Here is a 26,055-nt window from a genome sequence, read left to right on the forward strand (position 1 = left end):
CCGACGGCGTAACGGCGGCGATCCGTGTTGTGTGCCCTTCGGGCGCCGCTTTACATTTAGGCATGGCCAACAACTACGCCGGGGACGAATCCGCCCTGCACCTTCAGGACCTTCTCATGGGGACGGAGAGCGTCGAGGACTTCCTGGGCCGTCTCGCGGAGTTCTCCGCAGCCACACTGAGCAAGATGGTCGGTGCCGAGATCGAGTGCGGCGTGACGCTCCAGCGCCGGAAGCGGACCATGACGGTCGCCGGCAGCAGTCCGCGGGCCCTCACGCTTGACCGGATTGAGCAGGCCCTCGGCGAGGGGCCCTGCATCGAGGCCTTGCGGACCAAAAGCGTGATCCTGCTGGCCGATGTCAGCACGGACCCCCGGTGGCCCGCCTACCAGCGGCAGCTCGCGGAACACGGCTGCCGGAGCACGCTCGGGGTGCCGCTGGAGATCGGTGAGGACGCGGCCGCCGCATTGAATTTCTTCGGCGCGGACACGGGGCTTTTTACCGAGCAAATCATCACCGAGGCCGCAGGATTCGCGGACCTTGCCGGCCGCGCCCTGCGCCTGGCAGTCAGGATTGGAACTGTCCAGTCCCGGGCCGAGGACCTGCAGGCCGCCATGGAAAACCGCACGTCCATCGATCTTGCCTGCGGGGTCATCATGGCCCAAAACCGCTGCTCCCAGGACGAGGCCATGGCCATCCTTACCCGCGTCTCCAGCAACCGGAACCAAAAGCTCCGGGCCGTCGCCGCGGAAGTGCTGCGGAACCTCACCAGCGGCGACGTCCATACCCACTTCGACGCCTAGCCGGTTGGCCGGCGCGGTGACGAGGTTGGCCGGCACGCTGGAGCCACGGGTGTCGCCTTGGGTGCGCCACGGGTTGGTCCGCCAGCCCTAGGATGAAGGGGATGACCACTACACGCCAAGCTTCCTTCAGCCTCCGCAGCATCGCCGTCCCCGCCTTCGGCCCGGCGCTGCTGTTCAGTATCGGCGAAGGGGCGATCCTGCCGGTGGTCGCCTTGTCCGCCCGCGACCTGGGCGCCTCCGTGGCCGTCGCAGCCCTGATCGTCACGCTGATCGGCCTCGGCTCCTGGTTCTTCAACCTGCCGGCGTCGCTCATCACGCTGAAATTCGGCGAACGCTGGGCGATCGTGGGCGCCGCCGTCGCCAGCGCCTTCGCACTCGCGGCAGCAGCCATCTCGCCCTTCGTCCCCGCGGGCCTGTGGCTACTGGCAGCGGCGATGGTCGTCGTCGGGATGGCCGCGAGCGTATTCAGCCTGGCCCGGCAGAAGTACCTGACGGAAGCGGTGCCGGTGCTCCTGCGGGCGCGGGCCCTGTCCACGCTTGGCGGCGTCAACCGGATCGGCATCTTCATCGGGCCCTTCATCGGCGCCGCCGTGATGCACTTCTCCGGCATCACCGGCGCGTACTGGACCGGCGTCGTGGCCATGGCGGCCGCGGCGGCGCTGTCCGTGACCATCCCCGATCTGGTCGCGCATCCGGCACCGGCGGACGGCGTTCCCATGCAGCAGCCCACGCTCCGCAGCGTCGCCGTTTCCCATTCCGGGGTGTTCCTGACCGTGGGGATGGGCGTGCTGCTGCTGAGCGCGATCCGGGCCTCCCGCCAAGTGGTGATCCCGCTGTGGGCCGAGCACCTGGGCATGGACGCCACCCAGGCGTCCCTCATCTACGGAATCTCCGGCGCGATCGACATGCTGGTCTTCTATCCGGCAGGAAAGCTGATGGACCGCAAGGGCCGGCAGTGGGTTGCGGTGCCGTCCAACATCATCATGGGCGCCGCCATGTTCCTGATCCCGCTGAGCACCGGCTTCGCAAGCCTGATGCTGGCGGCGCTCCTGATCGGCTTCGGCAACGGGATCAGTTCCGGGCTGAACATGACCCTCGGGGCCGACTTTTCGCCCGACAACGGCCGCGGCCAGTTCCTGGGAATCTGGCGGTTCATGGCCGACGCCGGCGCCACCGGCGGTCCCGTGCTCCTGTCAGGCGTCACCGCCATAGCCTCGCTCGGGGCCGGCGTGGCCGCCACCGGCGTGCTCGGCTTCGCTGCCGCCGCCGTCTTCGCCGTCACCATTCCCCGGCTCAAGCACCGCCGGAACTACTGACCCCGTTCACAGCGCCCCAGCACTGCCCTGGCTTCCCTGCTCGCTGCGCGCGATTGCCGCGGCGAACACCGGGAGGCTGCGCTCGATCATCTCCTGGCTGGCCGTCAGCGATATCCGGAAATAGCCCGGGGTTTCGAACAGGACACCCGGCAGCACGAACACCCCGTCTTCCGCCAGCGCGTCAACGAACGCCTCGTCGTCGGCGACGGGGGAGTGGACGAACAGGTAGAACGAGCCCTCCGGCGACTGGAGCCGGTATCCCATCCCGGTCAGCGCATCCACGAGGAGGTCGCGCTTTCGCCGCAGCTCTTCGATGTCGATCGAGAACTGCTCCAGCAGCGGCAGGGCGTACTGCATGAGGGCATTAGGGTAGATCCAGCCCAGCGCCATTTGGAGCGCCGCCAGCACCTCCCGGAGACCGTGGCGGTCCGGCATGGCCGGCGGCAACGCGAGGTAGCCGATCCGCTGTCCCGGCGCGAGATGGGTCTTCCCGAGGGTGTAGGAGATCACCGTGTACGGGTACAACTCGGCCGGGCTGTGGAACCGGGTCCCGTCGAAGACAATCCGGCTGTAGGCCTCATCGGAGAGAATGTAGATCCTGCGTCCGTTGCGGACGGATGCCTCCTCCAGCAGCGCGGCGAGTTTGGCGAGCTCGGTCGGCGGATAGATCCGGCCCGTCGGGTTGTTCGGCGTATTGATGATGACCATCCGCGTCCGCGGGGAAATTGCCGCGCCGATGGCCGCCAGATCGAGGTCGAACGTCTCGGGGTCGACCCTGACTTTGACGGGGACCAGCCCGGCCTCGATGAGCAGGGGCTCGTAGAAGAACCACGGCGGAAGGCTGAAAATGACCTCGTCGCCGGGGTCGGCGACCGCCTTCAACGCCAGGGGAATCGCTGTGAAGGCGCCGGTCGTCAGGAAAACGTCCTCGTCCTCGAACGGCAGGCCGAGGAGGCGGTGCAGCGAGGCCGCGGCCGCCGCCCGCGCCTCGGCAACATTGGTCTTGTAGGCAAACCACTGCGCGTTGCGGGGTGTCAGCACGGTCCTCAGCGACTCGACATACCGCTCGGGCGGCATCTGCTGGGGATTGCCGAACGCGAAGTCGCAGATGCCGGGCTCGTTCTGGTGCCGGGCGAAGGCCGAGGATTCCAGGAACTCGGTGATTCTGCGCTGCGATGGCACCGACGCGATCGCCTTCGCCCGTGCTGACGCCGTTGCCCCGCCGCCTTCGTTCATGCCGCTTCCGTTCATGCCGCAGCCCCCTGCTCGTCAATACAGCTGGTGTGCCAGCGCGCTGCTGAGCCAGTGGAGGCTGTGGTTCGACCCATTGTGGCCTCGCGGATTCGCACTGTAAAGGGCACTGCGGGGAGGGGAGGGGCGACGCGCATCCTGCTCCTCGACGCGCAAATGCCCTGACGCTCCAGGAATTCCGGGTGCGACAGGGCATTTGCGCAGCGACAGGTCTTTTGCGCGTCGCCGGGCACCCGCTCGGCCGTGCCGTCAGCCCAGCGGTGCGTCCCGCCGTCGGACCGCGTGTCCGAACAGCCACATTCCCGCAACCGTCGCGAGGTACCCGGCGATGACGATCAGCGAGGTTCCGGCCCAGAAGTAGTTGGTGGTGCTGCCTTCCTGGCCCGGGCCCGGTGCAATCTTCAGCAGGGAATACGCGGCCACGGCGGCCGAGGCGAGACCCGCCAGCACGGGAAGCGCGACCCACAGCCGGGCTGCGGCCCAATGCTCCCCGTAACCTTCCCAGACGTTCCAGCTCGGGCCTGTGCGGATGATCAGCCAGCCGGCGGGAAGCATGAAGGCGCCCACCACCAGGAATGCCGCGACGACGTCGGCGGGCCGGTGCCACTGGTTGATCAAGGTGGACACCCCGGTGGCGACGGCGAAGCTGCCGCCCAGGAAGCCGGCCAGGGGCCGCCAGCGGGGAGACACCATGAGGAACACCGCGGCCGCGGCCGACGCCGCCATGGTGGTGTGGCCGGAGGGCAGCGAATTGAGCTCCAGTGTCTGGATGCCGCGGTCCGGCCGGACCGGTACCAGGTCTTTGAGGACCTGCGTGGCCACGTTCGCGCCCACACAGGCCGCGACGGCGATGCCGGCGGCGGCCCACCGGCGCCGCAGCACGGTGACGAAGAGGACCACGATCGTGGAAATCAGCACGGACAGTGCGGGCAGCCAGTCGAGGAGCCCGGTGGCGGCCTTGCCGGCGGTCCCGTTGAGGCCTGCGGATTCCACGAGCGCCGATTCGTCGATGAACTGGCCCGTGGTGGTGCGCACGAAGAAGTAGTACGTGACGGCCAGCGCGGCGACGCAGCCCAGCGTCGCCAGCAGGAACAGGGTCCCGGTGCCGCGTCCGGGGATCCGCTGCTGGCGTGCCGGGGCGCGCGTCGGAGCCTGCGGGTACTCCGCAGACGGGTCCGTGCTGGTGCGTTCCTGCCGAAAAATCATCGCTAACAGGTTCCCACAGAACTCTGCGAGCCGCCTGACCGGTCCGGATGGGGCGTCGCGGCAAGGATTCCCGGCATCGTCGCTGCGACAGCGGTTCCCCGCGCGGGTAGTCTGTGGCCATGGACATGGTGGCCAGCCATCCCGACGCAGCTTTCCCGCGGTTCCATCCGAGACCCGCGGCGGGCTGGATCAGTGATCCCTGCGGACTGAGCTACGTTGGCGGCCGCTATCACGTGTTCTTCCAGTTCAACCCGGAATCGGCGCGTCACCACGCGATCTGCTGGGGGCACCTGAGTTCGACCGACCTCCTCCGGTGGATGGAAGAACCCGTCGCGCTCCGGCCGCAGCCCGGCGGCCCTGATGCGCTCGGCTGCTGGACGGGTGTGGTCACTGACGACGGCGGCGTTCCGGTCGCCGCGTACTCGGGCGGCGTCGAACCGGGCGGGCAGTCCCCGGTGGTGCTCGCGAGCGCCGTCGAGGCCCTCACCGTCTGGCGGCAGGACGGCCACGTGGCCGCGGCGGCACCCCGGGAGCCACCGCTCACCGAGGTGCGGGATCCGTACATTTTCCGCTTTCAGGGCCGCCGTTTCGCCATCCAGGGCGCGGGCCTGGCCTCCGGTCATGCGGCTGTGCTGCTCTACAGCGTCGACGACATCCGGGCCTGGAAATACGAAGGCATCTGGCTCACGTCCAGGAACGAAGTCGCGGCCCGGCATCTTCCCGCGGGGATCTGGGCGTGTCCCCAGCTGGTGCGGGTCCCGGATTCATCCGGCGCGGAAACGTGGCTGTTGATGGCCTCGCTGCGGCGCTCCCCGGACCCCCCGACGCCGGCCGGGCGCCCCGGCGCCGACCCCCAGACGCCGGCCGGGCACTCCGGCGGGGTCGGCTACCTGCTCGGATCCCTCGCCGCGGACTCCTCCACCGAGTTGCCGGTCTATGTGCCGGACTCCGGAGGCAGGGCGGACCTCGGACCCGACTTCTATGCCCCGCAGATTCTGTCGCTCCCGGACCGGGCCCTGTTGTGGGGCTGGTCCGCTGAGGCGAGGAGCAGTGCGGAACGGGTCGGACGCAGCCAGCAGGAGATCGACGATGCCGGCTGGGCCGGGGTGCTGACGTTCCCGCGACGGCTGATGGTGCATGGCGGCGTGCTTGCCGTCGAACCGGCGGCCGAACTTGCCGTCTTGAGGGGCCGGCAGCTGTTCACGAGCGCCGCCGGAACCCTTCCCCTGCCGGCACACGCCGAAGCCGCGGTCACCGGCGGAGAGGGCGGACTCCGGCTGGTCCTCGTTTCGTCGACGCAGCGCCGCACGGTCTTCGCCGATACCGTCGCCGGCGGGGACGAGCTCCGGATCTTCGTCGATTCCTCGGTGGTGGAGGTCTACCGCCACGGATCCGTGGCCGCGACCGTGCGCGAATACCCAGCGGCCGGGGAGGAGTGGCAGCTCGAGTTGCCCCATGGCGCGGCGGCCGACGTCTGGGAACTCCGGCATCCGGGCAAGTGACGGCCGACGGCGGTAAGTGGCGTGCCCGGCATCCGGGCAAAGACAGGTAGCGACTACTCGTGCCCGGCCGGCGTGAGGTTCGTAGAGTCGTACTCAACGGTTGGTTTTATCACCGGAACACGCTCCTTGAGCGGGGCCGGCAGCGACGAGTCACCTGAACCCAGGGTCTCACCCCCAGTCGCGCCGGCCCATCAAGGCGCCTACGGGCCTCCTGCGAGGTTACCTACCGGGCCTGCGGACTGGTCTGTGGATCACAGTGTTAAGCGACGGTGTCTTCGTAGCGCTAAATGTCGCCCTGGCGCCCGTAGGTTGGTCCCCATGTTGGCCGGTCTATCGTAAGCAGCGCTTCAGTGGCCATGCGCTTGTGGAGCCTTCGATCCAGTCGCCTCTGGGGCAGGGTCAGCGCGGTGTTTCGTGGCAGCGCCGCCTGGGACGGCTTCGTCCTGGTACTCCCGGACCTGCTAAGGGGGCTACGGCTACGCGCCAAGCCACGCCCCGTCCGTGTCCGGGGGCAAGGGCACCGGACTATGGCAGCGGAACACCAGTGTTGCCGGTTGGAGGGCCTTGCATGCGTGCGGTCCCGACGAAGGCGGCAGCAATGGTGACCACGCTACGATTGCCATCCGCACGCACGACTGCGGCTGCCAGGTAACGACGTCGGATCCGGAAGTCCTTGCCGAATTAAGCACGTCGGCTCGAAGGATGGGAAGTAAACCGCGCCAGGTGACCGAATCGGACAGGGGTTGTTCGTCCTCCCCATACACGATGACGACAACGCCGCTGTCTGACGTCAGTTTCAGCCGCTGGCCGTTATTGGAACCTAACTATCCAGCTGAACGTGTGCCTCAGCAGCGGTCGGCACCCCGGTCCACTCCAGTTATCGTTACTACGCCACGTGAGGCGGCGGCAGGCGTAACCTGCGCGAGGGCTTTCTCCGGGACGGGGCATCCTCAAATGAATGAAGCTCCGGCGGGATGGTTTCATCCAGCCGGAGCTTCATTATTTGAGACTTCAATGATCAGGCGGGTTCATCCTTGTCATCCCCGACCCCGGACCAGACAGAGAGCCGGAAGGCACTGGACGCCCCAGCGACAACGGTCGCCGTCACCGCCTGCAGCTATGGCACGTACATGACCGAGGACCAGGCCGTCCTACCTTCGCACCAGCCCCTCACGACCAGGGCATGCTCGGACTTCGCATCTGTGGGGTGTCGTTACTCTTCGGCTCCCCCTCACCTATCGGTGGAACCGTATGACGGCGGCAGTGGTCGCTCGAACGTTCAATGCGAGATGGCCCCGGACAACAGGACTGAGCGGAGCCCACTTTCCCTGCCACGGGCCACTGTTTGTGATCGCCTCGCCTCCGATCGTTGCGGTCTCCGATGTAGGATCTCCTGGCTCACCCGATTCGAGGATGAGAACTGCCGCTTCGGTCCACCCGAAGTTTCGGGGTTCGATATTTACCCGCGCGTCGGTGGCGCCGGCACCGTGGGTCTTGTTGATCACGGTCACGTAGAGATCGCGATCGTCTCCGACTGCGTACGCGGTCACGTTGACTTCCGGGGGCTTGGCCATCTTGATCGGCTTCACTCGTCCCTGCGCACCCAGATCGAATGCCTTGATGGCATATCCCTTGGGGCTGACTCGGTAGCCGCCGCATCCCGATGGGCCGCAGGAGCCGGCGAGGGGAGTGTAGGTTCCGAGTGCGGGAGTGATGGTGTCGGTGTAGATCCATTGCTTGTTGTGGAAGTTCACTCCACTCACACCCCGGGCTGCCCACCAGTGCATGTAGTCAAGTGCCCACAGGGCGGCGGCGAACCTATCGCTGGCCCCTGGAACGCCCGTCAAATAGTCGTTTGATTCGGACAGCCGGACGGGCAGTCCTGCAGCGACCGTCGGCGAGACGATGCGCTTGTCCAGCCAGGGTAAGGGGGCGTATGAGGTGACGTCGGATCCGGATCCCGCGGGTTGCGTGCCGATCTGGTCGCTTTCGACCCACTCCCGGGACAGCATGTTGTCGATCGCTTGGGCAGCGGTCGTACTCAGTGGACTGCCGCCCACGTAGACATGCTGTGTTGCGTCCTTGATACGGCGTGAAGCGAGTTCATCCTCGGCGAACTTCTGGGTCCAGGAGATACCAGAGACGGCATCCGGGGTGAAGGTTACATAGGGCACACCGCCACGAGTACCGTAATTGCCAGTGTCCGGACCTGAGATCAATGCGCCAGGCGCAGCGTCTTGGACAGCGGCCGCGAACCTTCGCCAGTCCTCCAGGTAGGACGGATATGCCGAACCTGGGGTTCCCGGGGTAGTTTCGAAGATCGCTGGATCGCCAACGTGGAACGAGTGCCAGTCAGTTTCATTGCCAATCGAGAACGAACTGAGGGCGCCGCTGTAGCGCTGCCAGATGTATCGGGCGGCCGCCGCGTCGTCAGACACAAGGTCCGGAATTGGCTGGTTCGACGGATTGTAGAGGCGCATACCGTAGCTCACGGATGTATTCGCCGCGGCGGCGAACTGGAACAGCTTATCTATACCTGTGTAGCCATCGGGGCCGGTGCCCGGCGGGATCTGCTGGTCTGCCGTCCCGGCGCCTACACGGACGTTCCTGATACCTGCGTTCTGGAAGAGCGTAACCAACTCGGTGTTATCCGGGCTGAAAAAATATCCGGGAACCCCTGCGTTGCCCGGATTCAGCGCGCCACGTTCGAAGCTCAACCCCGTGAAGTCGCGTGGTATCAGGCGGCCGGTGGCGGCCCCGTCCACGACCAGATTGACGGGGGCGCCCACGGCCCCTGACGAGCCGCCGGGGGAGGCTGCCGCGGCCGAAGCGGTTGCCGGCAGCATCGCGCCCACTGCCAGGAGGCTGCTGCCGCGCAAAAAATTGCGGCGCGGAAAACCAGGCGCCTTCGCCATCTCCGAGCCATGGCCCGCTGCGCGGGACGAGTGCTGTTCCTCTGTCTGGTCTGCATTGTCAGAATTGTCGGATGAGTACATGCCAGCCTCCTTGAAGGCCTAGGTGTTTGGGTGAGTTCGTCAACGCGACGGGAAAGCGGGCGGCATGAATTCGTTGTTGGTAACGTTAACAGCCACCTTGGTGCGTTACTCTAATCCGCCCCTAAGCACCGCCGCAACCCCCTTTGACGGCTTGATGGCAAGGCTCCTCCTGAGGGAGGCCGGCCCCGATGTGCGCTCATCGCGACTGGACCGCTTCGCTGCCCACCGCGAGCCTTAGGCTCCCGACCGTGCCGTTTGTCTTCCCGGCCGTAGGACTCATGCCCCTCCGGCAACTTGCTGCACCGACCGCAAGGAGCGCGGTCCGGGTGCGCAGAACCCCTGCGGGTTGGCAGAAGCGGGGACGGCTCAGGGCATGACGGCAGCGCCAATCGAAGCTGAGCCGCTCCGGCCGTGTCGGTCTCCAAGGTTCACGCCTCACGGGCGAGGGCGGCGACATCGCGACCCGGGACCCGGACTGTTCGACATCTAATCCGCCCGCTCCGCGCTCCACCGAGGCCCGCGACGAATCTCGCCAGAAGGGGCACCACGCCGCCCTGCATCGGGCAGTTGCCGGGGGATAGCTCGCGAGCAGGATGTCCGCGAATCGCCTCGCTTCATGGCGGGGTCTGCCCAGGCCGGACGATACCGACTCCCGTCCGAAGCCGCAGCTGGTATAGCGTTCCACTTATGCAGAAGACCGGAACGGACGACGGTACGCCAGCGCGACGTCGCCAAAGCTCGCGGCCCACGGTCCAGGACGTGGCGCTTCGCGCGGATGTGAGCCCCATGACGGTTTCGCGGGTACTCTCCGGGGGCAAGAATGTGAGGCCTCCAGTGCGCGAACGGGTCGAACAGGCTGTCGCCGAGCTGGGCTACCACAGGAACGAGAACGCGCGCAGTCTCCGCCCGGGGCATCGATCAGGCTTGATCGGCGTAGTCATCACCAATATCGCGAATCCCTACTATGCCGACATGCAGCAGGGCATAGAGGAGGTGGCAACGGCGCATTCGCGAAGAATTCTGGTTGGCAATTCACGCGAGGACGTGAGCCTCGAGCAGCAGCTGGTTGCCGACTTCCTCGGCAGACGCGTCGAGGGACTCATTGTGGTGCCGGCCGGTCCGGGCCCGAGCGAGCACCTTTCCGCAGCTTCACTGTCCGGGACCCCCTTGGTGCTCGCTTCCCGCGCCGTGGCCGGTCTGGATGCCGACACGGTTCTGATCGACGACGTGGGGGGAGCATTCCAAGCGACCGCGCTGCTGCTCGCGGAAGGGCATCGGCGCATCGCATTCCTCGGTAACCGCAACTCGCTGTTTACCGGACGCCGTCGCTACCAAGGATTCCGTCAAGCGCACAAGGCACACGGGGTTGCCGTCGTTCCAGAGCTCCTCCGGACCGGCCAGCAAGACGTGAAGTCTGCTGAGAAGGCCATGCTTGAGCTTCTCGCCCTGAAGGAGCCGCCGACCGCCGTCTTCAGCGCCAACAACCGCAATACGGTTGGAGCCATTCGTGCCATCGTGTCAGTCCGTCGGGAATCCCCCGGTGCCAGCAGCGCGGCTGCGCAGAAAATCCGCCTCTTCGGGTTCGACTCCTTCGAATTCGCGGACCTGTCGCCGGTGCCCCTCTCGATCGTCGCACACGACCCACGCGACCTCGGGCGCCAGGTGGCGAGCCTGCTGTTCGAGCGCATCGATGGAACCGTCGAGGGGCACCCCCCGCGCTACATCGAACTCCCGGTGTCGCTCGAATGAGTACGCCCTCCGTCCCGAAGCCCCGGGGCGAAGACTTTCCCCTGCCGGGGCCCGTCGTGTTCCGAATCCCCCAGGTGTCGAATGCCGGCAACCGTGGGTGCGGACGGCTCTCAATTCCAATCTCTGATATCCATTGTGGTCGGGCCTGCCCCGTGTTAGCTTATTTCTGGTAACGATACCAACCCTCGGAACAAGGGAGTTCGCAAGTGAGGCTTCGGAAATTTCTCGCATCTATCGCAGTACTGGCGGTCGCGGGCGGCGCGTTGACAGCGTGCTCCTCCGCCGGCGCTCCAAACGCATCAACCGGCAAGCTGAACTTTGCCAACGACAAGAACTGGAAATTCGGCGACTTGTCGGACCTCTCCAACAAGAACATCCAGATCAGCCTGGATCCGAAGACGTATCTCCCCGAGACGGCCTACACCGCATTCGTGAAGCAGTCCCTCCGGACGTCCGAGGCGCCGGGCATGTTCACGTGGCACACCGGAGATCAGCTCAAGCAGCTCGTTGACCAGAACCTGGTGGCAGACACCTCCAGCATTTGGGACAAGGCCGTCACCGACGGTGATGTCTCGTCCGCGATCAAGGATCTGTACACGGTGAACGGCAAGCAGTATTGCACGCCTATTAGCGTGGACGACTGGGTGATGTATTACGACAAGCAGACCTTTGCGAAGTACAACCTCACACCGCCCACGACTTGGGACGACATGATGAAGGATGCGGCCGTCCTCAAGGACCACGGTGTCTCACCTTTCTGGAGTTCGGGAGGCACTTGGTCGTTCGTCTGGTTCCAGATCCTTGTCGCCGGGACGGACTTGCAACTCTACAAGGACCTCTCGTCGGGCAAGGCGTCCTATACGGACCCCCGGGTGGTCTCCATCATGAACCAGTGGCTCGAGATGGAGAAGGAAGGCTACTTTAGCGACCCGGGCTCTAAGACCGCTCCTGCAACGCAAATGAAGGACGGGAACGTCGCCATGATCCCGTACGGGACGTGGTTCTCTACCACCCTTGACCAAGTCGGCCTCAAGAGCGGCACGGACTGGGGCGTCTTCACCATTCCCGCCACCAAGAGCCAGGGCGGCGCGGCGCCGGTCGCGATCGAGACTTCCGCCACGTGTGCAACCGAACACTCGACCCAGCGAGACCTCGGCCTTAAGTACTCACAGTGGTGGATGGGCGCCGAAGCCCAGACCGCGTGGTCGAAACAGCAGGGAAACCTGCCCTTCAATCCCAAGGCCCAGGCCTCGACCACGACCTTCCAGGATCTAGGCAAGGAACTCTCCGACACGGCGAAGTACCAGTTCTATGTGCGCTACTACGACGCGACGCCCACACCGGTTCTCACTGCGGCACTCGACCAATTCACAGGATTCATGACGAATCCGGGAGATCCGGCAAAATATCTTCAGGGCATCCAGAGCGCTGCGGACACCTACTGGGCAGCGAGCAAGTAAGCGGTGGCCCGATCCTCGACGAACTACCAGCGCGCCGCATGGGCATTCGTAGGACCAGGTGCCGCGGTGGTTGTCCTGGTCCTCTATCTCCCGGTCGTCTACACCGTCATCCTTAGCTTCACGAAGTATGACGGCCTTATCAGTCCGCAATTCGTCGGCCTGGCCAATTACGGCACGATGTTCACCGACCCTGCCTTCCTGACGTCCCTGACAAATACCGCCATCTGGGTGCTTGGAACCTTGCTCGTCCCAGTGGGGGCGGGCCTGGCTGTCGCGTCGCTTTCGTTCGGGCTGAAATGGGCGGCGTTCCTGCGCATCCCATTCCTGCTGCCCTACGCCCTCTCAGGGGTCGGAGTGGGCGTCGTATTCGGCTTCATCCTGCAGAACGGGGGGGCACTTTCCCAGGCGCTGGCCTTCTTCCAGCTGCCCGGCGCAGACACGCGATGGCTCTCGGACGCGCCGGGGAACACGCTCGTCATGATCCTTGCCGCAGCCTGGCAGGGGGCAGGAGTGAACGCTCTCCTTTTCACCGTCGGACTGCAGTCAATCCCGAAGGAACCCCTCGAAGCCGCTCGCATTGATGGAGCGACGGGTTGGACGCTGTTCCGGACGATGATCTGGCCCCTCCTCCGCCCTTCTACGACTGTCGTGGTCGGACTGGCCATCGTCAACAGCCTGAAGACGTTCGACATCGTCCAGACGATGACTCAAGGAGGTCCCAACCGAGTCTCCGAGACACTTGCCGTGACGATGTATAAGGACACCTTCGTGAACAGCTACTACGGCCTCGGATCGGCTGTCGCCATATTCCTTAGCATCATCACCGTGGCGGCCTCGCTGATCTACCTTCGCAGGCAACTGGCCATAGGCGACTCTACCGGAGCGCGGAAAGGGGCCCGAGCATGATTTCTCAGCTATCTAGCGCCAACGTATCCCAGGTATCTTTGCAGGCAGCCGAGCACAAGCAAGCCCACCGGAGTGCCGAAAAAGGCCGGAAACTGGTCTCCGGAATAATCCGACCAGCAATCCTGGCGATCATGGGACTGCTCTGGCTGGTTCCCGTGTACCTGCTCCTTGCCAACGCCGGCAAGTCCGACGCCGACTACTCCGGCGATCAACTCTGGCTTCCGGGCAATATCGCCGACCTTGGGGCGAATCTGGGTAAAGTTCTGACCACCACCGACGTGCCCGCGGGCCTGGGAGCCAGCCTCGTCTATTCGGTGGCCGCACCGCTCATTGCGGTGGTACTGGGCGCGGCCATCGGATTCGCCGTTGTGGTGCTCAAACTCAAGCATGGATTCGCATGGTTCTTCGTAGTCTTCTGCGGCAGCGTATTCCCCTTGCAGATGATGGTGATCCCGTGGTTCGACGTCTACGCCCGAACCGGACTGTACGACACGACCGGCGGCATGATAGCTGTCTACTCGGCCGTGACTCTGCCCTTCTCAGCATTTGTGATGCGCAACTTCTTCAGTGGCATCGCCGAAACCGTCTTCGAGGCCGCGGTGGTCGATGGAGCCAGCGCGTGGCAGATCTTCACCCGCATATTCCTGCCGATGTCGACCAGCGCCCTTGCCGTCGTCTTCATCCTGCAGGCGACCTGGGTATGGAACGACCTCCTGGTTTCGCTGATCCTGACGCAGAGCCCTTCAACTCGGCCGGTCATGCCGCTACTCAACGCACTGCAGTCAGTCGAAGGAGGAGGCCCCGGCTACACCGTCGTCCTTACTGCAGCGCTTCTGGTCTCCGTTCCTACCGCTGCCCTGTTCCTGCTCAGTCAGAAGTTCTTCCAGCGAGGGCTCTCCCTCGGCCAGTACTGACCCACCCCAAGGATTACCCGACCGGTGGGCCGCCTGAAGGCCATGAATCGCCGATGATAGGCGTCCCGACCTGTAGCCGAACAGGGACGCGCAGGCCCCGCGGCAGGGGAAAAGGCCAAATGGTAACGTTAACATCTCTTCGGCTTGGACAAGCTGAAGGGTGAAAGCTCTGAGAACACGAGGATGCCCATATGAAGAGTCCAACGGAGAGCGCGAGCAAGTACCTGCCCGGCCTGGTGCCATCAGGACTGTACGACAAGGCGCCGGTCATCCGGATCCCGGGAGGTCACGAAGCGTGGGCGGGGGAACATGCCTGGCGGGTCCTGCGCGAGGAGGTTGGCGCCGGGCGGTCCACGATTGCCATCGATACTTACCCGGGAACCGACGTGCCCGCGCTCATCGCTGCGTTGGAGGCGGCGATCCCCGACGCCCTCGTTCTCGATTTCGAGTCCGAGGCGGCGCTGCCAAAGGAAGAGATTGAGGCGCTAATCGCTGACAATCTCACCGATGACCGCGTCTTCGGGGTCTTGAGCCACCGTAGTCTCGAGGAGTTCTACAGCCCTGCACGCCTTGCAGCCCTGGCGAGACGTATCGCTTCTGCCGAGACTCCCGTGCTGCTCGTGGGCTGGGGTGCTGCACTGACACCGCATTCGTTCGACCGGCTCGTCCTTGCAGACATGGCCCGTTGGGAGATCCAGCGCCGACAGCGCGCCGGGGCGCCCAACTGGAGGGCCGACAACGGAGAGCAAGAAGCGCTGCTCAAATTCAAACGCGGCTACTTCGTCGACTGGAGGATCGCCGACCGGCACAAACGCACGTTATTGGACCGTTTGGACTATGTGCTCGACACCAACGGGCCCATTGCTGAGGCCAAGCTCATACGCGCAAGCACCTTCAACCTGGGAATGAGCATGGCCGCCACCCAGCCGTTCCGCGTCGTCCCCTTCTTCGACCCCGGTGTCTGGGGAGGACAGTGGATGCGGGAAGTATGCGGACTCGAGGACCGGCAGAATTACGCCTGGTGCTTCGACTGCGTTCCGGAGGAAAACAGCGTCCTTCTCGAGGTCAGTGGTCAGGTGGTCGAGCTTCCCGCCATCGACGTCGTCTTCTGCCATCCGCGAGAGCTACTCGGAAAAAAGACTTTCGACCGCTTCGGCGCTGAATTCCCGATACGCTTCGACATGCTCGACACCATGGAGGGGGGAAACCTCTCCCTTCAGGTGCACCCGCTGACAGAGTACATCCAGAACACTTTCGGGATGCACTACACCCAGGACGAGAGCTATTACCTCCTCGACGCCTCGGACGACGCTGTTGTCTACCTTGGGCTCCGCGACGGCATCGACCGTGATGAGATGGCGGCCGACCTTCGTTCGGCTGCGGCAGGGGAGCAACCGTTCCCGGTCCAACGCTTTGTGAACAGCTTTCCGGCCCGCAAGCACGACCATTTCTCGATTCCTGCAGGTACGGTGCACTGCTCGGGGGAGAACTCGATGGTGCTTGAGATATCGGCCACGCCATACATTTTCACGTTCAAGATGTGGGACTGGGGGCGCGTGGGCCTCGACGGCGTTCCCCGTCCAATTCATGTCGACCATGCTCTGAACAACATCGACTGGAACCGCAACACCCAGTGGACCGACGAGAATTTGATCGGCCAAGTCAGAGAGGTCGGCCGGGGGCCCGATTGGATCGAGGAACAGACGGGCCTGCACGAGCTGGAGTTCCTTGAGGTGAGACGGCACTGGTTCACCGGAACTGTGCAGCACGACACCCAGGGCACCCTGAATGTTCTCAACTTGGTCGAGGGCGCGCAGGCCATTGTCGAGAGCCCCGTCGACGCGTTTGAACCCTTTGTCGTTCATTATGCCGAAACCTTCATTGTCCCGGCAGCGGTCGGCGCCTATACTGTTCGTCCGCACGGCCCCGGTGAAGGACAGCGGCTGGGGACAGTGAAGGCATCCGTGCGGGGGACCACGACGGACTGACTGCTGCCGCGGCTCGGTCCCCAGCTCGACACGGGAAGGTCGAACGCGCTGCGACCGACCTCGGTAGGTGAAGGTCGGGCAAGTGCGGCTCGTGCAAGCTCAGTGAAGTCGTGGTCTGTAGTCTGTCTGCCAGGGTCTGGGATGCGACCAAACGTCGGACCTGGTTCAGGGAACCCAGGGGCGGCATCCGGACAAGACCGCCGGGCGTCAGCGACACCGGCGCGGTAGCCGGCCGCATGCGGGCAGCTCGCGGGTCCGGCCTTCAGCAATGTGATCGCATCCGACGCCGAAGATACCAGGGAGGCTGACCTCGCCGCCCTGGTAGCATGTCCGGATCAACCGGGGCAGGGCCCAGGCTCTGGCTCGGGTCCGGGGCGCGGAGTTCGGCTGGCGGGCTCCCTCGGTCAGCGAATCTCAGTCGCCGCCGCTTGGAAGAGCTCGGTCTCCTGCCCGCAGGACCCAGTCGGCCGCACCGACGAGCGGTGCGCTGTCGAGCAAGCGGGATCTGCGGAGTGCAGGCGGCCTCCCGCGCGGCCCATTTGTCTCGGTGATCGCCTCCCGTAGAGGCGCCTCGAGGAGGTCCCAGGAGCGCGACATCGACCCGCCGATGACGACCTCGTCTGCGGCGAATCGCTGGAACCATGGCGCGAGGGCGCTGCCCAGTTCTCGCATTGCCGTATCAAGGACCTGGAGAGCGTCTCTGTCGCCTGTCCGCGCTGCGTCCGCGATGGCCCGGACGTTGCAATGCGATCCGGTCGCTGCGGCGTAGGCATTCTGTATAGCATCGGTGGACACGGTCTCTTCAAGCGGGCGCGCCCCGATCTGCAGAAGATGGACCCAGCCTTTCGGTGGGACCGTTGGGCTGTCCTCAACGGGGCGACCGTTTTCGAGGAAGACAGACCCTACTCCGGTCCCGAGCGTGATGCACACGAGGCGCGCGGGCCGGTGGACGGACGAAGTCCACTCTCCGATTCCGTAGGCAACCGCATCGTTCAAAAATCCGATCCGGTCCGGTTCCGTGGACACGGCCGCCGAGAAGGCGGCGCGAAGGTCGACGTCTTGCAGCGACTGGAACTTGCCCACCCCCTCGAACGTCCCCGCACCCCGCCCGTAGTCGAACGGCCCTGGCAGCGCGATGGCCCAGTCGAGGCCCGGCGGCGGCTCCAGTCCCTGGATCGTTCCGAGGATGCTTCCGAGGAGCTGGGGAAGGGGCGCTTGGGAATCCAGGTCACCGCCGGCCCGCCGGGTCATGACCAGACTGCCGGCCGTGAGCTCGAAGAGGGCCGCAGTGGCATGCGACCCGCCAATATCGACAGCGGCAACGACACGACCAGCGTTCATTTCAACATTCCTTTAAGCAAGTGTCCCCGGAAGGCTGACGCACGACCTCGGATGTTAGCAACTTTCAACGATATCGCCCTGGGCGAAGTCTGCGTCCAGGCATCGAAGAGCCCTGGTTCCAATCGGCCACTGACACTTCAAAGCTCAGCCAAAAAGACCCGCCACCGCCACCGGCGCCGGCAGGCCCCAGACGCCCTGGCCGGCCCGGGGCCGCCACCCGCTCGACTACCGCGCGGGTGGCGTTACCCCGGAGGCCATGAGCTCCGCCCGCGAGACGGTTCACTACGTGCTGGATGAAGTTCCAGAACAATGAATCTGGTGGATACTCGCGGGTGTGGCTACAGCATCAACGGATTCACGACGTGAGGTCGAGAGTGAAGCGATATTTCATATCCTCGTCGAACCACATGCGGAAGTTCGTTCCCCAAACATTGTTGTGCAGGTTGAAATGGAATCCGTTCTCCAAGTCCGCGAACGTGTTGTCGAACTGCAGCAGCCGCGGTGCACCTGGGGCGACGACAGGGGCGTCCAGGGTCGTCAGAGAGACCTGGCCGTCACTTCCGCGGTAATGCAGGCCGTGGCCGACGGAGTGCAGTGAACGGTTTCCGTTCCGGACGACCGAGAGGGGACTCACGCGGGTGCCCAGTTTGTCCATGTGCCAGAGGTTGGGGTTTCCGACCTTGGGGCAGAATGAGAACCAGCTTGCTTCAGGAAGCCGATTTGCCTCCTTACCGAATGTCTTCAGCTCGATATCGATGGCATTCGATTCCTCTCGGAGCCGATAGGTGACCTCGATTTCCCGCGGAGCACCGAAATCAGAGACGGCGTGCTCCGGCATGGCGCATCGTACTGAGATGCCTTCTCCGTCACCCGCTGGCGTCCGGGAGATGCCGACGAGGCTCGGGCGGAGGACGGCGTGCCGGGGTTCGGGGGAAGAATACTCGATCCCTGGTTTGCCAAAGTCTGCAAGAACCCATGCGGTATTGATTTCCGTGGTCCGGCAGTAATCGCGGATCCACCGCTGGTACTCGGCGAGCCCGAACGTCTCGTAGCGATACTCACCGAGTCGATGGTGCTCGTCAGCCCACACTCGGCCGCTGGAATCCAGAAGCGACACGATCGAGCCGTCGGGCCCGAACCGGAGAGTGAACTGGCCGAGTTGATACTCCTCAAGGGGGCCCGCCGCGATGGTTGCCTCAGGGTTCCGCCGGGGCGTGAGATTATCCAGGGACCGCTGCGCCTCATTCCGCTTCTCGGGCGCAAGCGCCTCGAGGGCCGCGTCGATGTAACCCCGCTTCTCCTCCCACGAGCGTTCGAGAGCGCTGTAGGAATAAGAGTCCAGCGGCTCTTCGTCAGAGCGCTGCAGAGCGAACGAGTAAATATCGTGTGCGAGCCGCGGTTTGATCACATCCCGTTCGTGTGCGGCGCCGAACGCTGCCTTGGAGTAGCTCACGAAATCAGGAAGGAACCTCTTGGTGTCCGCGCCCCAAGTGTGCTCGGCCACCAAGAGCAGGTTGTCGTGAAAGGCGTTGTATTCGGTGGTGCCCGGGGTGATTGTCCCCTCGGCGAGCCAGCGATCTCGCAGCCTGAAGAGTTCGCGCATGCGTGCTACCAGGAACGGGTCGCTTGCGACACCGTGAATCCACGAGTCGCCTATTTCTTCCTCGACCACCGGAAGAGTGTGCCGCACCTCCCAGAGCCGCTCCGCGAACGCGTCGAGCGTGGAAGCTTTGATCTCGGCTCCCGGGTACCGCCGCTTGAGGAGCACGAAGAGGTCGTCCACGTCGGCTGCGGTCGGAGGCCCCAAATTGTCGCTGGTGTGGGCGACGTACAGTGCATCGGCGAGGCCCGGGACGGTGAGCGCTTCCCCGGGCCGCGCGGCTCCGTAGGCGGCGTCGTAGTTCATGACGATCTCCTCCCCGCCGGGAGCACGCCAGAGGAACGTCCGAGGGACCTCGGGCATGGCAGAACCCGAATTCACCCCGATATGCATATATTTCAGGCCGGAGCGGGCCATGACCGGCACGAGGCCAAGCGTGTGTCCTGGTACGTCCGTCATCTTGGCGGCAATCGTGCTTTTGCCGAACTCGGCATCCAGTGAACGCGCAATGGAGATCCCGTACTCCAGCAGCCTTTCATCCATCAGCTCACTGTGGGAAGAACAGGGGAGCCCGTGCCACGCAATATGCCCGTCGCGAATGGCCTTTTCCATTAGCTCGCGCTGCTCGGCCGGCACGTTGGCCAGATAATGCCGGATGAGCCATGATCCGGTCGTCCACACGAACCGTTCCGGTCCGCCGCGGGCGGCCAACTGATTGGCCAGCGCTATCGCGCTGGGGATGTAGTGGTCAATGTACTTTCGAATGACGGTCGGCGCGTAGTCGGTGAACCCTAGGTCGAGGTGCGTCTTGTAGACGACGTGAACAGTTTCAATCATGCGCGGTCCCATCCCTTGGTCGAGCTTTTCGAGTGCTGCAAGTGAATCTGACAATGGTCTTTGGTGAAGACCAGCAAGCTTTTGGTAACGATACCATCGGGTACTTTTCCGTACAAGGATTTCTGGGCACCCGGTTTCCGGAGTTGGAAACCTCTGGGCAAGGTCCCGTGAGTTCAATCCGCCTCGCCTGTGCCCGGCCGCACTTCGGGCCAGCTGCCGACAGTCGTGACCAGGTGCCGGGCCGGTGCGGGAGCATGGCGCCTGAGCAGTCCCGGCCTTGCCGGTTCCCTGCTGCCGGCGGACTATCCGGCGCTCCGCAGATACCTGGGGAGAAACTCGCGGCCAGTGGCGTCGCGTGGTTCGCAGAGAGCGGGCCTGCCGCCATAAGGCCGCATGTTCCCACCTGCGCGACGTCCCCACGTCCTCATCGGGAAGTACGACGAGACGCGGGGCGCCAAGCTCCTGCTCCGGCGGGAGGCTGGCAACGATGCAGGTGGAAAGCGCCGCCCGGAACGCTAGTGCGCCAGAATGAAGGGAACTCCGGAGCGCTGGAGCTCGGCGGCCGCGTCGGCTGCCGGCTCGGTGTCGCTGATGATGAAGTCGACTTCGGACAACTCGCACAGCCGGACCGGGGCCGAGCCTGCAAATTTGGTTGAGTCGACCAGCAGGACGATGCGATCGGCCATGGCCATCATCGCCCGCTTGGTCGGTCGTTCGATGCCCGTATCGACATAGACCCCGCGGGCGTCGACGGCTGCAGCACCCAGGAAAAGGGTCCTCACGCGCAGGGATTCGGCCGCCTGGACGGAGAGCGGACCAACCAGCGCCTGACTCTCAACGGCCAGCTCCCCCCCAAGCATGAGCACCGAGAGATTCGGCCTGCTCAGGGACAGTTGCAGGACGGGAACCGAATTGGTCACCACAGTTACAGGTGCCTCGACGTCTATCGCCTCGGCCACGGCAAAGGCTGTCGTCCCCGCATCGAGGGCAACGGTGTCTCCCGCTTGGATGAATTCCAAAGCTCGCCGGGCGATAGTGCGCTTGGCGTCCGAGGCGACTCGTGCCCGCGCCACAAAGTCCGAGGTGCGGAGCGTTCCGTGGGTGAGTGTGGCACCTCCGTGCACCAGTCGAACGTCGCCGTCCTTGGCCATCTGACGAAGGTCCCGGCGGACGGTCATGTCGGAGACCGCAAGTTCATCGGCGAGAGTCCGCACCGAGACGTAGCCGCGAAGTTCAAGTACCGAGGCGATGCGCGATCGGCGCTCCAGCGGCGGAAGCCCGGCAGCAGCTGCAGTCTGGGACATCATTAGCACTCCTTCCGGGTGGAATGATGATACCAGATCAGGTTATGGCTTAATAAGAACACGCAATGTTAGACTTCCAACATATCTCGGAAGGGAAACAAGAATGCCCCTCAAGTTGGTGTTCGTCGGAACCGCCGCGTACGACACAGTGGCTCTGGTCCCCCGATATCCTCATAACGATGAGCGGATCGTTGCGGAGGCGATCATATCCGGTGGCGGCGGTCCGGCTGCGACTGCGGCCGTCGCCGCAGCGCGTCTCGGGGCTGACGTGAGCCTGATCGCCCCGGTCGGAGACGACGACGAAGGACATAGGGTGCGCCAAGGCCTCGAGGAAGAAGGGGTGGATGTCTCGCTCGTGTGGTTCGAGAGGGACCGCCAGACGCAGACCACTCTGGTCACTTGCTCGCGGGACACCGCCACCCGGGCGATCGTCACCCGTTACGCTAGGCCGTTCACGCTGGGTGAGGAGGCCCGTGCCGCTGTCTTGGAGGCCGACTGGGTCCATGCCGACCACCTCGGATGGCCGGCGGTGACGAAAGGCCTGAAGGGGATCAATAAGAAGGACCGGCCGCTACTGAGTGTCGATCCCGGTAACAGCATCGTCGGTGACGACGAGGGGCTGTGCCAGATCCAAGACGTCCAGCTGTACGCACCTCCGCTGATTCGGATGCAGACCGACCTCGGTCATAATCCACGAGAGATTTTGGCAGCATGCCCCGCCGAAACGGCGGTCGCCACGATGGGGCCCGCCGGATCCGTCGGACGCACCAGGGACGGGCTGTTCCTTCGGGTGCCCGGATACAGCATCCCCGACCTGCAGACCACCCTCGGCGCCGGCGACGTATTCCACGGCGCTCTGGTCACCGCGTTCAGCAGGGGGGACAGCCTCGGCCAGGCCCTTCGCTACGCCAATGCCGTCGCGGCCCTCTCCTGCCGAGGAATCGACGGCCGCTCGGCAATACCAAACCACCAAGAAGCCCACCGATTCATCAAGGAGAGCCTGTGAACAACCCAACAACCGATCCGACCGCCCCGCTCCGCCGACCTTCGGGTGCGTTCGCGATGCTGGCACTCGACCAGCGGGAGGCCATGCGGCTGATGTTCGCCGGCGACGCTTCGCCGGAAGCCGACGGCACCGCGCCTGCGTGGGTGGACGAGCAGTTTCCCGACTCCATGCTCACTGAGTTCAAGCTCGAAGCCACCCGGATCCTGTCCCCCTACGCTTCTGCTGTCCTCCTCGACAAGCAGTTCTCCCTCGACGCGGCGGTCGAGCAAAACGTCGTGGCCCCTGGATGCGCCCTGATTGCCGGCGCCGACCTCTTCATCCCGGGCAACGGAGAACCGGTCACGAGCGTTGTCATCGACCCGGACGTCGACCCCGAGACCGTCCGCAGGCAAGGCGCGGTCGCTATGAAGCTGCTCGTCGTCTGGCGCGAGGATGAACCCGCGGAACAGCGGATCGCCATGGTTAAGGATTTCGTCCAGAGCTGCCGCGCACACGGGCTCGTCAGCATCATCGAACCGGTGGCGAAGGCCCCCCGCCGAGGAGGTGAATGGGACTGGAACAGCGACGTACTCAAGGCCGCCCAGGAACTCGGGGATCTCGGTGCAGACCTATACAAGGCAGAAGTGCCTCGAAAAGGCCACGGCCCTGATGATGAAATCCTCGCCGACTGCCGGGCCCTCGACGGCGCAATTACATCCCCCTGGGTAGTACTCTCCAGCGGAGTCCCCGCGGACGAATTCCCCCGTGCGGTCAAATTGGCATGCCTCGCCGGTGCCTCGGGGTTCCTCGCCGGCAGAGCAGTATGGCGCACTTGCATCAATGCCGAGGACCGTACTCGCGCGCTCCAGGAAGACGGCTTACAGCGCCTCCAACTTCTCGCCACGATCGCTGACGGCATCGTCCAGGAACGCACGGTCGGAGCCCGCTCATGATCGTAAAGGAAGTCCGCTTCACCGGTATCGACGAGGTCCAAGTGATGGAGGTCGAAGAGGAACTGAGCCCCGGCCCGGACGAGCTGCTGGTGGCGCCTCTCCGAGTGGGCATCTGCGGCTCCGACCTGCACCTCCTTCACGGAAAGCATCCGTTCATGAAGCCCCCGGTCGTGACAGGACACGAGATGGTTGGACAGGTTCTTGCCGCTGGAGCAGGCCACCAGGAGCTGGTCGGGTGCCAAGTTCTGGTCAACCCTCTAGTCGTCCCGCTGCGATCCGCGGGCAGCTGGCGTGAAACGGTCAACTATCAGGAAGATGCCAAGGTCATGGGCTTCCGGCTTCCTGGGCTGGCCCGCACGAGATGCATCATCCCGGCTGCACAGGCCCACCCGATCCCCGCGGGGCTCGACCCGAGCACAGCGGTCTTCGCGGAGCCGCTCGCCGCCGGCCTGCACGCGGTGCGGCGGGCCGGCGGCCGTCTCGACGACATCCTGATCATCGGAGGAGGGACCATCGGACTCTGCGTGCTCCTTGCAGCGCGCGCACTCGGTGCACGCAGCATCACCGTCATAGAACCCATAGCCAGCAAGCGCAACGTCGCCCGCGGCCTCGGTGCCGATCAGGCTTTCTCCCCAGATGACATGCCAGAGCTGAGCGGCTTCGGCGCCAGCTTCGACTGCGTTTCGACGCCCAGGACGCTTAGGACGGCCATCGACGCCACCGTCGGCGGCGGTGCGGTTGTGGCCGTTGGAGTTCCGCGCGAGCAATCATGGGACATCCCGTTGGCCCGCATGCAGCGTTTCGAGGTCGACCTGCTCGGCAGCGGGATGTACACCGCGGAGGACATCAACGACGCCATCTCGCGGCTCGCTAGGGGGGAGATCGACGTGGCCCCGCTTCTTTCTGGGATATTCCCACTCTCTGCAGCCGAGGACGCCTACCGGGCCGCGGCCCAGCCCGAAACCATCAAGACCCTGCTCGAAATCTGACCCAGCCGATGTTCCCGAGGTTCCGCCCGTGAGCGCCGGGAACATCGGGCCTTCCTTGCAAGGGAAACGGCAATGCTGTCGCCGCCGACCAGAACTGCGGCGGAACAAACCGAACCTCCCTGGATTTTCGGGACCCTGAAGGTGGAATGCCCGTCCCGGGCATTGCTCCCGTGATGCACAATAGCCCATCGTGGGCGGCCAGGGTGGCGGTCAATTCTGGTCACCTGGGCGCCGCCGTCGTGCCTGGGCGCACATCTCACGTGGCTGGCCGCGACTCGGCGAAGGCTGAAATTGACTACCTGAGCCGTTAGTTTTTACCTTGGGCGAGATGCCTTGGGGACGATCTGTGCTGAGCTGGAGATTTGCCCGATCTCGGCTCCGCCCGTGCGTCCTTTGGGGGAGTCCCTATGCTTTTGGTCAAGCTACTTGGGGAGTTTCTTCCTTTGTAGCGGATTCCGTTCTTGAACATGGTGATAATGACGTCGCAGCGGCGCCGGGCGAGGCAGATGGTGGCTGCGATGTGTTTCGTGCCTTGGACTCATGGCACGAGACTATCCATGCGGATTTGAACAGCGCGTTCTTGAGTTCTTCATTGCCCGAGCGTGCGCGGAATTCACCGCGGATGGCGATGCCGGGGCGGCGGGTGACGGGGCGTTGCCGGCGTAGGCGGCGGGGTGAGCGGCGGTTTTGAAGCTGCTCGCGTCGCCAATGGTCAGGAGTATCGTCGCCGCGGTCTTGATGCCGACTCCCGGCATGGACCTCAATACCCGGAAAGAGGGGAGCCGTCGAGGAGCTTTTCGACTTCGCCCGCCATGATGGTGCCCTAGCGTTTGAGTTCCTTGATCTGGGCGGCAACGCGCGAAATGACGAGTTCGACGACTTCCGTACCTGCGACCAGTCACGGTCCGCTCTCCGAGCGCGGTAAAGATTGCGTCAACGAGTCCGAAGTAAACGTCAAAGCCCCGATCCATACTGGCGCTCCTTTGCACCGCAATATGGCCGCAGTAACGACACCCGCTGCGGGCTCCCACTTTCGAAGAGGCCTGGAGCCGTGGGAGCCGCCTTGTCCCTATCAGCGGTCAACAAGTGCCTCCGAACCAGGCGACAACGCCCCCGGGATCATCACCGACCGGGCAGGAAAGCCATGTTGGGTCCAGCGACCATGTCCCGACGGTCGGGACCAAATCGATGCAAAAGGGGAGACCTGAACCGGCTCAGTGGACGAGGTCTGAGATCCCCCGCACGATCGTGGCCGCCGATCCAACATAGGCCAGGATGAGCATGAGCCGGCGGGCAGTATGGAGACCGGTTCTTTGGGCGAGAAAATCGCCAGCGAAGAGCCCTCCGAGAATCGCGGCAAAGATCAGCGCCCAGACTCCGATGGACAGGTCCGGGGCCGAGGACGGGCTGGCCAGGAGCTTGGCGCCGATGGAGGCTACCCCGATTGTGAGGAAGTAAGGCTGCATCGTGGCGGCGAACTCTGTCTGTCGCCACCGGGTAGTGATGGCGTAGACGCTGAGAGCGGGGCCGCCGACTCCTGCGGTCGCGTTCATGAAGCCGCTCACCGAGCCGGCGACCAGGAGGGTTCTCGCTCCTGGTCGTCGGCGTGACGCGCCCATTGCTGTGGCCGTTGCCAGTCCCGCAATCACGGTGGCGCCGACGAAGACCTCGAGCCAGGGGGCGGGCACGTGCTGAACGGCCACGGCTCCGGGCACGATGCCGACTAGAGCTGCTGGGACGAGCAGCAGGTACTTCTTCCACTCCACATGGGCGAGGACGCGCACGAGCACCATGGCCGCCGTGAGCGCTCCGCAGACGTTCACCAGGATCACGCCCGTCACAGGGCCGGCGATCAGGACGATGAACGGGGCGGCCACGAGGGCGAAGCCCATCCCGGTGATCCGTTGGAGCAGGGAACCTGTGAAGATCGCGACAATGAGCAGGAGAGTCTCCATGGT

19 protein-coding genes are annotated in these 26,055 nt (G+C 64.6%); 11 read left to right on the forward strand and 8 right to left on the reverse strand.

The window, feature by feature from the left end:
* The first annotated feature begins 62 nt into the window (after positions 1–62).
* Together AC1DES_RS01135 and AC1DES_RS01140 are read left to right on the forward strand one after the other, a co-directional pair.
* Positions 63–800, forward strand: coding sequence for a GAF and ANTAR domain-containing protein (locus AC1DES_RS01135; protein WP_476893852.1), 738 nt, complete (start codon positions 63–65; stop codon positions 798–800).
* Positions 801–901: 101 nt separating this feature from the next.
* Positions 902–2,116 carry an MFS transporter gene (locus AC1DES_RS01140; protein WP_476893853.1) on the forward strand — a complete coding sequence of 405 codons (1,215 nt, stop codon included), beginning with the start codon at positions 902–904 and terminating at the stop codon, positions 2,114–2,116.
* A 6-nt stretch (positions 2,117–2,122) separates the two neighbouring features.
* Here the strand turns inward: AC1DES_RS01140 and AC1DES_RS01145 are convergent, their stop codons facing one another.
* Complete coding sequence (locus AC1DES_RS01145; protein WP_476893854.1) at positions 2,123–3,352, reverse strand: aminotransferase class I/II-fold pyridoxal phosphate-dependent enzyme; 1,230 nt, start codon at positions 3,350–3,352, stop codon at positions 2,123–2,125.
* 264 nt (positions 3,353–3,616) lie between these two features.
* Complete coding sequence (locus AC1DES_RS01150) at positions 3,617–4,573, reverse strand: phosphatase PAP2 family protein (RefSeq protein WP_476893855.1); 957 nt, start codon at positions 4,571–4,573, stop codon at positions 3,617–3,619.
* Between the two features lie 119 nt (positions 4,574–4,692).
* On the opposite strand from AC1DES_RS01150, the gene AC1DES_RS01155 reads away from it, so the two are divergent.
* Positions 4,693–6,075 (forward strand): glycoside hydrolase family 32 protein, encoded by a 1,383-nt coding sequence (locus AC1DES_RS01155; RefSeq protein WP_476893856.1) that lies wholly within the window; start codon positions 4,693–4,695, stop codon positions 6,073–6,075.
* Positions 6,076–7,310: 1,235 nt separating this feature from the next.
* On the opposite strand, the gene AC1DES_RS01160 is transcribed toward AC1DES_RS01155, so the two are convergent.
* The gene (locus tag AC1DES_RS01160) at positions 7,311–9,071 is read right to left on the reverse strand and encodes a hypothetical protein (RefSeq protein WP_476893857.1); all 1,761 of its coding nucleotides are present in this window, start codon (positions 9,069–9,071) and stop codon (positions 7,311–7,313) included.
* A gap of 687 nt (positions 9,072–9,758) precedes the next feature.
* Between AC1DES_RS01160 and AC1DES_RS01165 the strand changes: the two genes are divergently transcribed.
* From AC1DES_RS01165 to AC1DES_RS01185, 5 genes are all read left to right on the forward strand, one after another.
* On the forward strand, positions 9,759–10,820 hold the full coding sequence (locus AC1DES_RS01165) for a LacI family DNA-binding transcriptional regulator (protein WP_476893858.1): 1,062 nt from the start codon (positions 9,759–9,761) through the stop codon (positions 10,818–10,820).
* A gap of 206 nt (positions 10,821–11,026) precedes the next feature.
* Entirely contained in the window at positions 11,027–12,280 is a 1,254-nt protein-coding gene (locus AC1DES_RS01170; protein WP_476893859.1) for an ABC transporter substrate-binding protein, read from the forward strand.
* A gap of 3 nt (positions 12,281–12,283) precedes the next feature.
* Complete coding sequence (locus AC1DES_RS01175; RefSeq protein ID WP_476893860.1) at positions 12,284–13,186, forward strand: carbohydrate ABC transporter permease; 903 nt, start codon at positions 12,284–12,286, stop codon at positions 13,184–13,186.
* Positions 13,187–13,317: 131 nt separating this feature from the next.
* Positions 13,318–14,100, forward strand: coding sequence for a carbohydrate ABC transporter permease (locus AC1DES_RS01180; protein WP_476893861.1), 783 nt, complete (start codon positions 13,318–13,320; stop codon positions 14,098–14,100).
* A gap of 191 nt (positions 14,101–14,291) precedes the next feature.
* Positions 14,292–16,088, forward strand: a complete 1,797-nt coding sequence (locus tag AC1DES_RS01185) for a class I mannose-6-phosphate isomerase (protein WP_476893862.1) — start codon at positions 14,292–14,294, stop codon at positions 16,086–16,088.
* 414 nt (positions 16,089–16,502) lie between these two features.
* On the opposite strand, the gene AC1DES_RS01190 is transcribed toward AC1DES_RS01185, so the two are convergent.
* The 3 genes from AC1DES_RS01190 to AC1DES_RS01200 all read right to left on the reverse strand — a co-directional run bounded on the left by AC1DES_RS01190 (position 16,503) and on the right by AC1DES_RS01200 (position 21,173).
* Positions 16,503–17,429 (reverse strand): ROK family protein, encoded by a 927-nt coding sequence (locus AC1DES_RS01190; RefSeq protein WP_476893863.1) that lies wholly within the window; start codon positions 17,427–17,429, stop codon positions 16,503–16,505.
* Positions 17,430–17,784: 355 nt separating this feature from the next.
* Complete coding sequence (locus tag AC1DES_RS01195) at positions 17,785–19,866, reverse strand: DUF5054 domain-containing protein (protein ID WP_476893864.1); 2,082 nt, start codon at positions 19,864–19,866, stop codon at positions 17,785–17,787.
* A gap of 515 nt (positions 19,867–20,381) precedes the next feature.
* The gene (locus tag AC1DES_RS01200; protein WP_476893865.1) at positions 20,382–21,173 is read right to left on the reverse strand and encodes a DeoR/GlpR family DNA-binding transcription regulator; all 792 of its coding nucleotides are present in this window, start codon (positions 21,171–21,173) and stop codon (positions 20,382–20,384) included.
* Between the two features lie 100 nt (positions 21,174–21,273).
* Between AC1DES_RS01200 and AC1DES_RS01205 the strand changes: the two genes are divergently transcribed.
* Genes AC1DES_RS01205 through AC1DES_RS01215 form a run of 3 tightly spaced genes read left to right on the forward strand, consistent with a single transcriptional unit; the run spans position 21,274 to position 24,097 of the window.
* The gene (locus tag AC1DES_RS01205; RefSeq protein ID WP_476893866.1) at positions 21,274–22,176 is read left to right on the forward strand and encodes a PfkB family carbohydrate kinase; all 903 of its coding nucleotides are present in this window, start codon (positions 21,274–21,276) and stop codon (positions 22,174–22,176) included.
* Positions 22,173–23,108, forward strand: a complete 936-nt coding sequence (locus AC1DES_RS01210) for an aldolase (RefSeq protein ID WP_476893867.1) — start codon at positions 22,173–22,175, stop codon at positions 23,106–23,108. Before AC1DES_RS01205 ends, AC1DES_RS01210 begins: the two co-directional genes overlap by 4 nt.
* Positions 23,105–24,097: a zinc-dependent alcohol dehydrogenase gene (locus AC1DES_RS01215; RefSeq protein WP_476893868.1), complete on the forward strand. Its 993-nt coding sequence runs from the start codon at positions 23,105–23,107 to the stop codon at positions 24,095–24,097. The genes AC1DES_RS01210 and AC1DES_RS01215 overlap by 4 nt, the downstream gene beginning before the upstream one ends.
* 551 nt (positions 24,098–24,648) lie before the next feature.
* Here AC1DES_RS01215 and AC1DES_RS01220 read toward each other — a convergent pair.
* Both AC1DES_RS01220 and AC1DES_RS01225 read right to left on the reverse strand, forming a co-directional pair.
* Entirely contained in the window at positions 24,649–25,068 is a 420-nt protein-coding gene (locus AC1DES_RS01220; RefSeq protein WP_476893869.1) for a transposase, read from the reverse strand.
* A gap of 243 nt (positions 25,069–25,311) precedes the next feature.
* On the reverse strand, positions 25,312–26,052 hold the full coding sequence (locus AC1DES_RS01225; protein ID WP_476893870.1) for a TSUP family transporter: 741 nt from the start codon (positions 26,050–26,052) through the stop codon (positions 25,312–25,314).
* Positions 26,053–26,055 lie beyond the last annotated feature (3 nt).

It is taken from the genome of Arthrobacter sp. 05T442, from assembly GCF_056395945.1.